Source organism: Bacillus sp. FSL R12-0074 (assembly GCF_038005725.1).
GTDB classification, from domain to species: domain Bacteria; phylum Bacillota; class Bacilli; order Bacillales; family Bacillaceae_G; genus Bacillus_A; species Bacillus_A mycoides.
On record NZ_JBBOTR010000001.1, the window covers coordinates 2788298 to 2802649 of the forward strand.

General features: G+C 36.0%; 15 protein-coding genes. 5 read left to right on the forward strand and 10 right to left on the reverse strand.

Annotation, left to right across the window (positions count from 1 at the left end):
- Window positions 1–35: 35 nt before the first annotated feature.
- From NSS97_RS14555 to NSS97_RS14585, 7 genes are all read right to left on the reverse strand, one after another.
- The gene (locus NSS97_RS14555) at window positions 36–401 is read right to left on the reverse strand and encodes a carboxymuconolactone decarboxylase family protein (protein WP_002085063.1); all 366 of its coding nucleotides are present in this window, start codon (window positions 399–401) and stop codon (window positions 36–38) included.
- Between the two features lie 125 nt (window positions 402–526).
- Window positions 527–2017 (reverse strand): alanine/glycine:cation symporter family protein, encoded by a 1491-nt coding sequence (locus NSS97_RS14560; protein ID WP_002085061.1) that lies wholly within the window; start codon window positions 2015–2017, stop codon window positions 527–529.
- 132 nt (window positions 2018–2149) lie between these two features.
- Window positions 2150–3634 (reverse strand): aldehyde dehydrogenase family protein, encoded by a 1485-nt coding sequence (locus NSS97_RS14565; protein ID WP_044438982.1) that lies wholly within the window; start codon window positions 3632–3634, stop codon window positions 2150–2152.
- An 18-nt stretch (window positions 3635–3652) separates the two neighbouring features.
- Entirely contained in the window at window positions 3653–4549 is an 897-nt protein-coding gene (gene dapA / locus NSS97_RS14570; RefSeq protein ID WP_002142092.1) for a 4-hydroxy-tetrahydrodipicolinate synthase, read from the reverse strand.
- Window positions 4550–4571: 22 nt separating this feature from the next.
- Window positions 4572–5513 carry a proline racemase family protein gene (locus NSS97_RS14575; protein ID WP_107886785.1) on the reverse strand — a complete coding sequence of 314 codons (942 nt, stop codon included), beginning with the start codon at window positions 5511–5513 and terminating at the stop codon, window positions 4572–4574.
- On the reverse strand, window positions 5510–6547 hold the full coding sequence (locus NSS97_RS14580; protein WP_137076066.1) for a proline racemase family protein: 1038 nt from the start codon (window positions 6545–6547) through the stop codon (window positions 5510–5512). Before NSS97_RS14580 ends, NSS97_RS14575 begins: the two co-directional genes overlap by 4 nt.
- On the reverse strand, window positions 6544–7719 hold the full coding sequence (locus tag NSS97_RS14585; protein ID WP_107886783.1) for an FAD-dependent oxidoreductase: 1176 nt from the start codon (window positions 7717–7719) through the stop codon (window positions 6544–6546). Before NSS97_RS14585 ends, NSS97_RS14580 begins: the two co-directional genes overlap by 4 nt.
- Before the next feature lie 182 nt (window positions 7720–7901).
- Between NSS97_RS14585 and NSS97_RS14590 the strand changes: the two genes are divergently transcribed.
- The 4 genes from NSS97_RS14590 to NSS97_RS14605 all read left to right on the forward strand — a co-directional run bounded on the left by NSS97_RS14590 (window position 7902) and on the right by NSS97_RS14605 (window position 11470).
- On the forward strand, window positions 7902–9563 hold the full coding sequence (locus NSS97_RS14590) for a sigma 54-interacting transcriptional regulator (RefSeq protein WP_107886782.1): 1662 nt from the start codon (window positions 7902–7904) through the stop codon (window positions 9561–9563).
- Window positions 9564–9636: 73 nt separating this feature from the next.
- A complete protein-coding gene (locus NSS97_RS14595; protein ID WP_044439035.1) occupies window positions 9637–9909 on the forward strand; it encodes a (2Fe-2S)-binding protein in 273 nt (90 codons plus the stop codon).
- A complete protein-coding gene (locus NSS97_RS14600) occupies window positions 9906–10238 on the forward strand; it encodes a (2Fe-2S)-binding protein (protein ID WP_044439037.1) in 333 nt (110 codons plus the stop codon). The genes NSS97_RS14595 and NSS97_RS14600 overlap by 4 nt, the downstream gene beginning before the upstream one ends.
- Window positions 10235–11470 (forward strand): FAD-dependent oxidoreductase, encoded by a 1236-nt coding sequence (locus NSS97_RS14605; protein ID WP_107886781.1) that lies wholly within the window; start codon window positions 10235–10237, stop codon window positions 11468–11470. Before NSS97_RS14600 ends, NSS97_RS14605 begins: the two co-directional genes overlap by 4 nt.
- 106 nt (window positions 11471–11576) lie before the next feature.
- On the opposite strand, the gene NSS97_RS14610 is transcribed toward NSS97_RS14605, so the two are convergent.
- The 3 genes from NSS97_RS14610 to NSS97_RS14620 all read right to left on the reverse strand — a co-directional run bounded on the left by NSS97_RS14610 (window position 11577) and on the right by NSS97_RS14620 (window position 13158).
- A complete protein-coding gene (locus tag NSS97_RS14610) occupies window positions 11577–12050 on the reverse strand; it encodes a hypothetical protein (RefSeq protein ID WP_107886780.1) in 474 nt (157 codons plus the stop codon).
- Window positions 12051–12412: 362 nt separating this feature from the next.
- On the reverse strand, window positions 12413–12721 hold the full coding sequence (locus NSS97_RS14615) for a YxcD family protein (protein WP_000447767.1): 309 nt from the start codon (window positions 12719–12721) through the stop codon (window positions 12413–12415).
- Window positions 12709–13158 carry a hypothetical protein gene (locus tag NSS97_RS14620; RefSeq protein WP_002032604.1) on the reverse strand — a complete coding sequence of 150 codons (450 nt, stop codon included), beginning with the start codon at window positions 13156–13158 and terminating at the stop codon, window positions 12709–12711. The genes NSS97_RS14615 and NSS97_RS14620 overlap by 13 nt, the downstream gene beginning before the upstream one ends.
- 257 nt (window positions 13159–13415) lie before the next feature.
- On the opposite strand from NSS97_RS14620, the gene NSS97_RS14625 reads away from it, so the two are divergent.
- The gene (locus NSS97_RS14625) at window positions 13416–14180 is read left to right on the forward strand and encodes a DUF1836 domain-containing protein (RefSeq protein WP_016127125.1); all 765 of its coding nucleotides are present in this window, start codon (window positions 13416–13418) and stop codon (window positions 14178–14180) included.
- Window positions 14181–14352: the final 172 nt, after the last annotated feature.

Below are 14352 nucleotides of genomic sequence, written 5' to 3' on the forward strand. Positions count from 1 at the left end.
CTTAAAAGAACATTTTAAGGAGGGCTTTTTCTTGTTTAATGACTTTGATGTTTCAATTCCACCAGACATTCTTGTACTAAGGTTACTGCCTGACTCATTGCAGCTCCCCCAGCAAATGCTGCTGAAACACCACACGCTTCTAAAATTTCTTTATCAGAACATCCTTGGTCAATACAGCCCTTCGTATGATAAATCGTACAATATTCGTCTTGTGTTGCTAAACTAATCCCTAATGCAATGAGCTGCTTTTCTCTTTTAGTTAATGTACCCTCCTGAAAACATGCTTGTGTAAAAGCGTTATATGTTTCTGCAATTTCAGGGATTTGTTGCGTAAAATTCCCTATACCTTCTTTATAATCAAGTAATACATCATTTATAGAGCCATATTGTTGATTTTCCATCGTATATCCTCCATTCATTTTATTCACACTTACTTTAGTATGAGATAAAATGAAGGACATATACAAATATTTACTTTAAAAAATAGAATGAATTTTCAGTTTATTTTACTTTTAAATTTGCACATCTACAGTTTCAGCCCATTATCTACTGACACTTTTTCTTTAGAATTTTTCCTTTCAACCTCTTTACTCCGCTCTTCCCAAAATGTTAAACCTTCAATTCCCACATTTTTAGGATCAAACACTGGATCTTTCCCTTCTTTTTTCTGCGTTTCATAGTCTTTTAACACTTTTAATGCCGTTTTACTTAATAATAGAATCGCGATTAAGTTTAACCATGCCATACTACCGATTCCTAAATCTCCAAGGTTCCATAATAGCGAAGCTGATTCTACGCTACCGATGTAAACCATAATTAAAAACCCAATTTTCAAAACTGGTTTTAACCAGCTATATTTGAGGTCACGATCTAAATAAGTAAGCGTCGTTTCAGCGATATAGTAGTACGCGAGTAAAGTTGTAAATGCAAAAAAGAAGATTGCGATTGAAATAAATATTGGACCAAATCCTGTCATAACAGTTTCAACTGCTTGTTGTGTATAGATTGGACCTGCATCTACATTTCCCATATTCTTTACAATAGCGCTTTTCCCTTCAGGTATTACATTATACATACCTGTTATTAATATCATAAGAGCTGTCGCTGTACATACTACAATTGTATCAATATATACAGAAAACGCTTGAACTAGCCCTTGTTTTGCAGGATGTGATACTTCAGCAGCAGCGGAGCTATATGTCGCTTCCCCAACACCAGCGACGTTTGAAAATACAGCACGCTTTACTCCCCATGCAATAGCTGCGCCGACGATGCCGCCAAACATTTCATTTACACCAAAAGCACTTGAGAAAATTAAAGCAAACATACTTGGAATTTCCGTTACATTCGCAATTAATACGATACATGTAACAATTACATAACCAATTGCCATAAATGGAACTAGCATTTGAGAAACGCCCGCAATTCTCTTTACGCCACCAAAAATGATAGCTGCTAATAATACGACTAACAATATACCAGTTATATATTTGCTAATACCATTAGAATTTTCAAATCCAACTGCGATACTACTCGATTGAATACCTGGTAATAAAACGCCATATGATAGTGTTACAACGACCGCTACAATGACCGCAAACCATTTCATTTTCAAGCCTTTCTCAATGAAATATGGCGTACCACCACGGTATTCATTGCCTACTTTACTTTTATATACTTGTGCTAATGTTGATTCAACAAATGCACTAGCTGCTCCTAATAATGCCATCACCCACATCCAAAATACAGCTCCAGGTCCGCCGAAAGCGATAGCTGTCGCTACTCCTGCGATATTACCAATTCCAACCCTACCTGATAACGCCAAACAAAATGCTTGAAAGGATGATATCCCAGTCTCCGAGCTCTTCCCTTCAAATAATAGTTTAATCATCTCCTTAAAATAGCGAATTTGTAAAAAACGAGTTGCAATTGTGAAATACACTCCTGCTCCTAATGCGAAAACAACTAAGCCAATACTCCAAACTTGCCCTACTAACCATTCTACTAACTGCTCCATCCAAATCCCCCTTATAATTCTTTTGAAAAAGCAATTTTATATATAAGAAAACGGACAACTATTATTAAACCTTCCAGTTGTCCGCATCTCTCATTATTTCATCCCTCTATTTATTAACAGTTAGACTCTCTATTACTTTATATTTACCCAAACACTTTTCACTTCTGTATAGTTATCAAGGGCGTATGAACCTAATTCACGTCCGATACCAGATTGTTTATATCCACCAAATGGTGCAGCAGCATTTTCTAAGTTATAATCATTAATCCACACTGTTCCTGCCTTTAATTTATTGGCAACTTGATGCCCTGTTTTAATATTTTGTGTCCATACGCCCGCAGCAAGTCCGTAAGACGAGCGATTTGCTCTTTCAATTACTTCTTCTGTCGAATCGAACGGGAGTACAACGACAACTGGTCCGAAAATTTCTTCCTTAACGATTGTCATATCGTCTGTAACATTTGTGAATACTGTTGGCTGTACAAAATAACCTTTTTCAAATGCACGTTTACCACCAGCTGCAACAGTAGCACCTTCAGATTTTCCTTGTTCAATGTAATTTAGCACACGCTCTTGTTGTTTTTTAGATACGAGCGGTCCCATTTCAGTTTCCGCCTCCATACCTGCCCCTAGCTTCACGTTATTTGCCATTTTCACAAGTTCATTTACTACTATTTCATAATGTTTCCGATGAACGAAAACTCGAGATCCTGCGCTACAATTTTGACCATGATTATACATAATGCCTTGGAACGCACCGTTAATCGCTTCTTCTAAGTCAGCGTCTTCTAAAATGATGTTTGGTGACTTACCACCAAGTTCTAACGTTACATGTTTAATTGTTTCTGCAGATTGACGCATAATATATTTCCCTGTAACTGTTGAACCTGTGAAAGCTACTTTATCAATATCATGATGGTTTACAATTGCCGATCCTGCTTCAGGACCGAAACCTGGTACAAAGTTTACGACACCGTTTGGAAAACCAGCTTCTTTAAAAAGCTTCGCTGTATATAGTAAAGATAAAGGTGTTTGCTCTGCTGGTTTTAATACAATCGTACAACCCGTCGCAAGAGCGGCTCCCATTTTCCAAGAGGACATAACGAGCGGAAAATTCCACGGAATAATTTGACCTACAACACCAACCGGTTCGTGACGTGTGTAATTTAAATAATCTTTTGAAATTGGAATTGTTTGCCCGATAATTTTTGTAGCCCATCCCGCGTAATAGCGGTAATTTTCTACAGTCGCTGAAATATCATCATCAAGTGCTACTTGATATGGTTTTCCATTATCTAAAGCTTCCAGCTGTGCTAATTCTTCTTTATGCTCTTCAATTAAATCTGCTAATTTATAAATAAGGTGTGCTCTTTCAGCAGTAGTCATCTCTGCCCACGGGCCTGATTCAAAAGCAAATCTTGCCGCTTTTACTGCGACATCAACATCTTCTTCTTGCGCTTCACATACGACTGCTAGAACATCTTCTGTTGCTGGATTGTATGTTTCAAACGTCTTTCCACTTATTGAAGAAACAAATTCACCATTAATAAACATTTTAATTTCTTCATTTAAAAACGCTTTCACTTTTGGTTTCAGCTCAATGTTTGTCGTTAACATATATACTCTCCTCCTTATTTAAACAGCTGCATGAGCTGCAATTTCTAGTAAAATAGCTTGAAGCTTTTGATCTTCTTCTTCAGTTAATCCTAATCTCGGATAACGTGAAGGTCCTCCGACTTGCCCATGTAATTCCATTGAACGTTTAACGATTTGCACATACTTTCCTGATCCTTCAAGAAACTCACAAAGAGGTAAAATAGCATCGTTCATTTCCCACGCTTTTTCTAATTCACCATTTTGAAAATGCTCATACATTTTCGTAACGAGTCCTGGAACGATATTTCCTGCTACTGAAACCCATCCCGATGCACCAACTAAATAAGATTCCATAACTAAATCTTCAGATCCGCAGAAGACTTGGAAAGCACCTTCACCTTGTCTTACTAAATCTCTCGCTTTTCGAATATCTCCACTAGATTCTTTAATATGTGTAACATTTTCACACTCTTTTCCAATACGGAGCATTAACTCTGTGCTCATATCAACACCAGAAGTAAATGGGTTATTGTATAGCATAATTGGTATATTTACAGCGTTTGAGATTTCTTTAAAATGAAAATAAATCTCCTCTTCCTTCGGTTTACAATAGTAAGAGTTTATAATTAATGCGCAATCCGCTCCGTGCGCTTCTGCATGTTTCGTATATTCAATCGTTTCTTTCGTCGTCTCTGCAGCAGTTCCAACAATGACAGGAATACGGCCATCAACTTCTTTTAATACTGTTTCTACCATGTTAAATCGTTCTTCTTTTGATAAACTAACAAATTCCCCTGTACTTCCATTAATAATAATTCCAGCTACCTTTTGCTCAATAAAGTAGTTTACGTTTTGTTTTACGCCTTTCCAATCAATCTCTTGAAATTCATCCATCGGTGTTATTAATACTGGAAATGCCCCTTTAATTTTTTGCATCTTTATCTCTCCCTTTAACATATTATTTTAATAAGAAACCTGTTGGAAACGGATCAGTAGGATCTAATATAAATGTTTGCATACCTGTAATAAACCCTCTACTTTCAAATCGAAAAATGTATCCGAGTTCTTCTTTCTTCACTTTTTCTACTGTTATAAAGCTATTAAAAATACTTTCATTTTTAAAAGGTTTATCCGCTATATAATCATTTTTAAATAATGTATGAACATAAGACACAATAGTAGAAACAAAACCTGGTGAACGTACTATAAAGTTATCTTCATGAAATGTAATCGACTTTATATGGTTCTTTTCTTTTCGCATAGAATCTACTAAAATAAGTCTTTTTATTAATGACTGTTTTTGTATAGCTTGAAGTGTAGCTTCACCCCATTTTTTTAATTTAGAGATGTTTTCAATACTGATTTCTGGCGAATACGTATCCTTTTCTACAACTGCATATACTTTATCTGCCTGTATGAGAGAGTAACTTATATTACCAACCTTTAAATTTTTCTCAATCATATAACATAGTTTGCTTTCAAACGAAACAGATACAACTTCATCATTCTCTACATATGCATTCACTGAAAATATTCCAGATAGCGTTTCGATTTTGTATTGATTAGACTCTCTCTTTTTTAAATACCCACTTTCTAGTAACATCGTTATTACTGCGACAATGCCTCCGTAATGAAGAGGAATGGCTCCTTCATGATTAAAAAACAATACAGCTGCATCCACTTCATTATGAATAGAAGGAACGACAATACATCCATTTAAACCGATGAAACCACGTGGTTCATTTAATAAAAGTTTCATTTCTTCTGCTAATTCACCTGAAAATTGTTCATTTAATTGCTCCAAACTGTAATAGTATTTGCATGGTACGTCTTTCATTACACGAAACGCCTCGCCATTTACGTGTACGTCTACTGCTGTATACATTTTTTGAATGTTCATTTTACATCCTCCGTTTCATGTTCCATCGGCGGAATTAGCAAAAAGCCTTCTTTAAGTGGATCCTTTTCATTGTAAAAAAATCTATGCATACCCATAAGCCAAGCTGATCCTGTAATTTTCGTTATTACAGCTTCAATATTTTCCACATATGTCGTATTTATGACACACCCTTTAAATAATGAGCCAACGATACTCTCATGAATAAACTCTTCATCGATTTTAATTTTTTTATGAGCGTATAATACAGCTAACTTCGCTGATGTTCCTGTGCCACATGGAGATCGATCAATTCCTCCTGGCGGAACAACAACTGTATTTTTCACATGCGCACTTTCATGAGTAGGATCTGTATAAAATTCAACATGTGTTAATCCTCTTATAAACGAATACTCTGGATGAATGATTTCAAACTTCTCATTAATTGTATTTCTAATATGAATCGCCTTATCAATGATTGTAGATGCGTTTTCTGGTACTAACTCTAAACCTACTGACTTCGCATCGATAATGGCATAAAAATTCCCTCCATACGCAATATCCGCCTCTACAGTTCCAATTTCTTCGACGTGTACAGAAATATTTTTCAGTAAAAAAGCTGGTATGTTACAGAAGGAGACTTCTTTCGCTTTCCCATCTTGAACAGAAATATCTACTTCAACTAAGCCAGCTGGTGTATCTAGCTTTAAAGAAGTAACCGGTTCAATTACTGGAATTAAACCTGATTCAACTAAAGCTGTACATACACCGATTGTATCGTGGCCACACATCGGCAAATATCCACCTGTCTCTATGTATATAACACCTATATCAGCTTCAGGATGACACGGATCTGTTAATAATGCCCCTGACATTACATCATGACCACGAGGTTCATTCATTAACAATTTCCGAATCCAGTCATACTCTCTTTTCATATGTAACATCTTCTCTGCCATCGTCTCTCCAATTAACTTAGGAAGTCCGCTAATTAATGTCCTCGTTGGATTCCCGCCCGTATGTGTATCAATTGTCGTAAAGACTCTTTGTGACCTCATCCGTTTAACACCCTTTCTGTAAAACGACTCAAACGAAGTGGTTCAATAGGAATGCTTGTTTCTTTTTCATTTAATAACTCTTCAATCACTTTCCCAGTAACTGCCGCAAGACTAATTCCATCACCTTCATGTCCTGCTGCAATAAAATAATTCGGAATATGTTCCACTCGTGAAATTATCGGCAAATGATCTTCTGTCCACGGGCGTAATCCAGCATATGAACGAATCACCATCATATCTGCCATTTTCGGATAAAAACGAATTGCTCTATTCGCAATACATTTAATAACCTCGTTATTTATCTTCGTATGAAAACCTACAAACTCTCTACTACTACCAATTAAAAAATTTTGGCTTTCTGTCGGTTCAAATACAAGTGCCACCCCATACTTTTCAGTTAAAGCATCCACTTTTCGTTTTCCACCAAATTTAGAAATTAAATAACCAAATTCCATTACTTTACGGCAGCCAACGTGTTGTTGCCTTGAAGCTACAATAATATGTCCCTTTCTCGGTTCAATTGGGATATTCACATCTAACATCTGTCCGATTTTAGGAGCCCACACACCGGCTGCGTTCACAACTTGCTTCGCAGTAAACGTTCCATTTGTCGTTTCTACAATAAAGGAACCGTCTATATCTATTTTTATTTCTTTCACTTCTGTATGATTAAAAGCTTTCGTACCAAATTTCTTCGATTCTGCAAGAAGTGAAAAAGCAAGAAGATATGGATTTACAGTCGAATCAGTTGCGCATTCTAAACCACCTAATAAATCATCCGCAAAAAATGGTGATTCCTCTCTTATATCTTGCCTATCAAGCATTCGAAATGGTAAACCAGCCTCTTTTTGACGATTTACCCATTGCTGCGCTGCCTCCATCTCTTCGTCTGATTCACAAACGAGAATGCTTCCTGGCGCCCTATATTCAAATGAGTGTTCCAACTCTTCACTTAATTCAGTTACTAATTTTTGACTTACTAACGACATTTGACTATCAAACCCAGGGTCTTTATCAATAGCCAAAATGTTCCCGTCACACCGTGAAGACGTCCCACTGACAAATTCTCCTTTTTCGATGATTGTTACGTCTCTTCCGTATTTTGATGTGTAGTACGCGATAGAACAGCCTATAATACCACCGCCTATTATTAAAACGTCACAGTGTCTCACATAGCACCCCTCCTTTCTCCTAAATCTCTCACTTTCTATTTATGCAATTGGTGTGCCAACTCTACATACAGAACTATTTATATGAAATAATTTTTATTTGTAAAAATATTTTAAATTTATCGTAAATAGGTGTATTATTTTTTTATCACTGTCTAAATTTTTATACATAATAGGAGGGCAATATGGCATTTTCATTCCCAACAATAAAAGAGTTAATAAAAATTTTGTCCATTGATTGTACAAGTATCGTTAAGCGCATGAAACAGGTAGGTGAAAAATTTTATTACCTCCATTCACCTACTGAGGAATGGAGGTGCGCAGTTATATATGAAGATGACTCTTTCACTACTTTAATCGACGCATTTTCTCATGAACTAGCCGTTGTCATCATTAAAGAAAATCAAGAGCCTTTATGCTGTATAACTGCTCAGCAAATGATTCCTTTTCTTTATAAGTATTACAATGAACTACTAGCTTTTTATAACACTGTTATTCAAACGTCTGATTCTTCTGTTACAGTCATCGACGATAAAGAATGCGTTCGTACTTGGACAGATGGCGCTGAAAAGATTTTTTCAGTGAACTATAATGAAATTATCGGACAACCCATCACCCGTTTTTTTGATTATAAAGATTTAGAAATTCTGCAATCATTACATGACGGAAAAAGCATAATTGCTCAGTTCCATCAGCCACGTCCAGATTTGTTCGTATTAATTAATTCAAACCCAGTTTATTGCAACGATAAAATTATTGGAGCAGTCGTTTCAGAAACGGATGTTACAAATCAAGTCGTATTAAATGAAAAACTATTTAATATGTCGCATGAAATGCACCGTTTAGAACAAGAAGTAGCAAAATATAAAGATACATCCGATCCTTTCCTTGCGATGAATGGAAAAAGCCCTGTTATACAAAGAACGATTCAATTAGCTAGAAAGGTTTGTTCAGTGAAATCCACGGTTTTAATACTCGGAGAAAGCGGAGTTGGAAAAGAAGTGTTTGCGAAAGCAATTCATGAAGCAAGCGAGACAGCAAATGCCCCTTTCATTTCAATTAACTGCGGCGCAATCCCAGAAGCGTTATTTGAAAGTGAATTATTTGGTTACGAGCGCGGGGCGTTTTCTGGTGCAAATAGTAAAGGTAAGAAAGGTAAAATAGAGCTCGCACAAGGCGGTACTTTATTCCTCGATGAAATAGGTGAAATGCCGCTCGATATGCAAGTGAAGCTTTTACGTGTACTGCAAGAACGAAAGTATTACCGAGTTGGTGGAGAAAAAGAAATAAATATTGATTTCCGCATTATCGCTGCTACAAACCGTGATTTACAAGAAGAAATGAGAAAAGGAACTTTCCGAGAAGATTTATACTATCGCTTAAATGTAGTTAGCTTGCTTATTCCACCGCTGCGCGAAAGACGAGAGGATATTATCGAATTGACGTACTCCTTTTTAAACGATTTTTCAATAAACTATAACAGGCCTATTCGAGACTTACCTTCAAATATTATGCATGAACTACTTCATTACAATTGGCCTGGTAATATTCGCGAGCTCCGAAACGTAGTTGAAAGACTCGTCGTATTTGCGACAGACGGCATTATTAAACAAGAATATTTACCATTTCATACAAATGAAACTTTAGACAATCATACAGCTCAATCCCTATTACTCAGCAACAATAATACGATTCTTTCTTTACAAGAAGAAATGGATGAGCACGAGAAAAAGGTAATTGAAAGAGCTTTACGCATTTTAGATGGTAATAAATTAGAATGTGCGAAACAACTTGGCGTAACGAGGGCCACTTTATATAACCGTTTAAAAAGACTCGGGTTACAATAATCCCTCTCCTCCTCTATATTGGCATAGTTTTTGCATAATAATTTGTGCAAACCGAACTAGAGGAGGAATACATATGACGAATAAAGAGAACTTAATTGTTTGTCGTTGTGAAGAAGTTACATACGGACAACTTCAATCGACAATTGCTGAATATAAATGCTCGGCAAGAGAATTAAAACTAAGAACACGTGCTGGCATGGGATTTTGTGGTGGTCGCACATGTAGAATGATGATAGATCGAATGATTGAAGGTACAAACCCTGACATAACTCCCAATGAAATTCCATTAAAATATCAGCCACCCGTGCGTGCAGTTACTTTTGGAGCGGTAGGTGACAATAAATGAGTAGAATTACACATCACCCTATTTTAGGTAGTTTAAATAATAATCAGCACATCACTTTTCAATTTAACGGTCAACAATACGAAGCATATGAACATGAAACGATAGCGGCCGCTCTACTTGCAAACGGAATAAGAACGTTAAGAGTGCATGAAGATAGCGGAACTCCGCGAGGTATTTATTGTAATATCGGACATTGTTCTGAATGCCGTGTGACTGTAAACAATCAAACGAACGTACGAGCATGCTTAACGGTTGTAGAAAACGATATGGTTGTTGAAAGCGGAAAACAGCATCCAAATATCGTGAGAGCGATGGTGAAAAAGCGATGATCGATGTAATTATTATTGGTGCAGGACCAGCAGGATTATCAGCTTCCATCTCTTGTGCACGTTTTGGACTTAACGTACTTGTTATTGATGAATTTATGAAGCCGGGCGGGAGATTGTTAGGACAGTTGCATCAAGAGCCTACTGGGGAATGGTGGAACGGAATAGAAGAATCAAAACGTCTTCACGAAGAAGCAAAATCTCTTTCAGTCGATATTCGGTGCGGTGTTTCCGTCTATAATTTAGATAAAGATGAGAGTTGTTGGTTCGTGCATACAAATATCGGTACGTTAGAAGCACCGTTCGTACTAGTTGCTACTGGGGCTGCGGAGTATTCTATTCCCCTACCCGGCTGGACACTTCCAGGGGTTATGTCAATTGGCGCAGCTCAAGTTATGACAAATGTTCACCGCGTTCAAGTTGGTAAAAAAGGAATCATTATCGGTGCTAATATTTTGTCATTCGCCATTTTAAACGAATTACAATTAGCTGGCATCACAGTGGATCATATTGTACTCCCTGAAAAAAGCGAGTTAAGCCAAAAGGCCGGTGAACCAGAAGAAGTTTTAAACTCACTCTTAAATGCGGCTCACCTCGCCCCATCTCCCTTCCTACGTATAGGTAGCCGTTTTATGAAATATGATTGGATTCGAAAAGCTGGATTAACATTTTATCCAAATAGCGGCATGAAAATAAACGGGACGCCGCTTCATCTTCGTAAAGCTGCACTTGAGATTATCGGAGCGGAACAAGTTGAAGGTGTTCGTGTTGCTAACATTGACTCTAAAGGGAATATTATTAACGGATCAGAAGAGATATATGAGGCGGACTTCGTTTGTATTGCCGGTGGCTTATACCCTCTTGCTGAGCTTGCCGCTGTAGCAGGATGCCCTTTCCATTACATTCCGGAATTAGGCGGCCATGTTCCACTTCATTCAGAAGAAATGGAAACCCCTCTTCCAGGTTTATTTGTAGCTGGAAATATTACTGGAATTGAAAGTGGTAAAATCGCAATGGCACAAGGTACTGTCGCTGGATATTCAATCGTGAAGCAAGCAATTCAAACATCCAATTCGGTTGAACAACACTTGCAACAAGCAATTCAAAATGTCCACACTGTGCGTCAACAAGCTGCGATTCAGTTTAATCCGATGGTTGATGTTGGTAGACAAAAGATGAATGAGATTTGGCGTGATTTTCAATCATTTGAAGAAAATCAACAAATGAAAGCGTGAAATACTAGCATATAAAAAAGGTGGTAGATTCATTTCCACCGCCTTTTTTATAATTTTCGTACTACATCTAGTATTTCTGTTACGTCAATTACAGGAACCAAAGGTATTACCTATTTTTCATTCCGACTAAAACTTTCGATATCGAAATCCATAAATTTATAAACATTAAAATTCCGCAAATATCAGCGACAATTACATACAATCCTATAAATTGGTTTTCAAAGTGGAACAACGGAGTGTAATAAATGGCCATAATTAAGGATATAACCATTGAAAAAAGAAGCAGTTTTTTCCTAGTTATCATATAAATACAATACAAAAACGTATAATAGGCCCAAAATTGCGCAGCATACCATGCATGAGATAGTCGAATACCTGTTTTCGTGTGCAAAGTTGTTAAAACCAGTATGTATATTACAAGTAATGCAATTACTGGTGCAAATCTAACAAATTGCAAAAGATTTATTAAAAAGCGTCTTTTTGAACTTAGGTGATTTACTTCGTATTTAAACATCTGTTTCGTTATATAATGAACAAAAAATATTAATCCTACACTAATAGCTAACATAAAAAATATCATTACTACGCCTTCTTTTCTAATGTATTAATCAACTGTATTTTAAAAATCAATAGGACTTAACCTAATAAAAATTACACCATCATTCTTCTACCTCGCTTTGAATAATAAAATATAAGATTTCTGAAATATCATATCAAATATAGTTGCGATTTATTTGTCGTAATTCGTCGAATAGATAAATAAAAATCGTTTTATGTCAAAAATATTTTTTATTGGGATAGCCAACTTTGAATTAGGTAGATAAAATGATGCAAATACTAAATTGAAGACACTTGAAATACTGGATTTTATTCTAAAAGAAGAAACATACTAGCAATATTAATCCAAATAAAAAACTGTTAGAGCATACAGCTCTAACAGTTTTATTGTTCATTATTATTAAATTTTGCTAATGCGTAGATGCCTTCTTCATCATCTAATTCAAGTTGCAATCTTGCTGCAAATGAATTGACGTTGTATTCTCGATCAAGCAACAAGCGTAGTGCTTCGATTAAGTTTGCTTGAATTAAAATTTGCTGGCGACCATTTACCTCTACTTCTGCAGAGAAACCGTAGTCATCATCATACATTAGTTCAACTGAAACTTCTTCTGGACCAACTTGTCTTTTTTCAGCGATATATACGCAAAGCGCATTTATTAATTCTTGTTCAGAAATTTTTATTGTTTCCATGCTACTTCATCTGCCTTTTTCTTACGTTGATCTTTGAAGTATTTAAATGCACGAACTGCTAACATTACGATACCAGCCATTACTAACATATTTACCATAAACGCTAATACAGAACCAAGTGCTCCCATATTTGCAAATAAGCTACCCATTAGTAAACCACCAAGACCACCTAGTAATAAGCCTTTCATAAAGCCACCTTTATTACTTTTTGGCGCTGTGTTTGTTGCTTTTGTTTTTGAATCAGTTGTCGTTTTTTGTGAATTCACATTAGAATCTTTTTTGTTTAAATCAACTTTTGACTTTTGACCTGAACTTGGTGTATATGATTTTTTACCAGATTTGTAACTTTTCGCTGCCGCATGATCTACGAACATAAAGCTACTAGCCCCAAAGATAACCATGAATGCTGTCATTACTGCTACAAGTTTTTTCAACATATTATATCCATTCTCCTTTTATATAGATATATGTGAAATCTACCTTTCTAGTAAATTCAGAATGATAGATTTATTTTAAAACCATTTTAAAGGTTCTTATGAACTTATTATATGAACTTTTGTCGAAATATGCAAGCATTATTTACTTAAGACAATTTCATGACATAGGAAAAATTAAGCAAAACGGAATTGACTTTAAATGAAACAAAACATATTATAAGTTCATAAGAACTTTTTATAATTTTGGAGGTGAAAAGATGGAAACATTTCATCTCACACGAAACGAAATGGCAACGCTCCTTCTATCACTAAGAGGATGGAATACGAAGAAGCCTCTCGGCATTTTACAAGAAGCTTGGGCAAAGTCACATAAAAAAGATATTGAAAGCGGACAAAGCGTTACTGCTTTTATTACAACCGCACTTTCACCTATTTTTGAAAAATTGATTAAGATTGACGATACGGATGTCGGTTTTTCTTTAAATGAAATAGTTGCGCTTGGCAATCAGATTGAAAACACGAGTTTCTCTGTAACTGCTATGCAAAACTGGGTGAAACGAGATATAAAAGAAATGATTGGCTCCCCTCAAAAAGGGAAGAAATACTCAATCGAACAAGCAGCATTACTATTCATTGTCGAAGATTTAAAAACAGCGCTTGATTTTGAATCTATTCGCAAACTATTACGACTCATCGTAAATGACCCGGCCGATCGAAGTGATGACTTAATCAATCCTGTTCATTTGTACGGAGCATACTCTTCTCTATTTGAAGAACTCAATCAAGGGAATTGCTTACAATTAAATGCAACAGACACAATCCATACAATTGAAAATATCGTGAAAGAAAGAGCTGATAAAATTGCAAGCAATTTCGATCAGGTTAACAACGAACAACGCGAAGCAATTCGTAACGCCATTATTATCGCCACCCTTTCTGTACATACCGCATATGTACAAATGTTAGCGAAACGTTACGTAACAGCAACTTTATTTTTACAAAATTTAGAAGTGAAACCGTAAAAAATAGGAGCAGAAATGCTTCTATTTTTTTATGAGAAATTTTTAATAATCTTTTCATTATCTCTTCATGAAAACTGGGCTTATATCCTTTACTATAATACTTATGAGAGACATAAAAGAATTGAAATGGCAATCCCCTATATAAATAAGGTATAATCTACATATAGTGAAC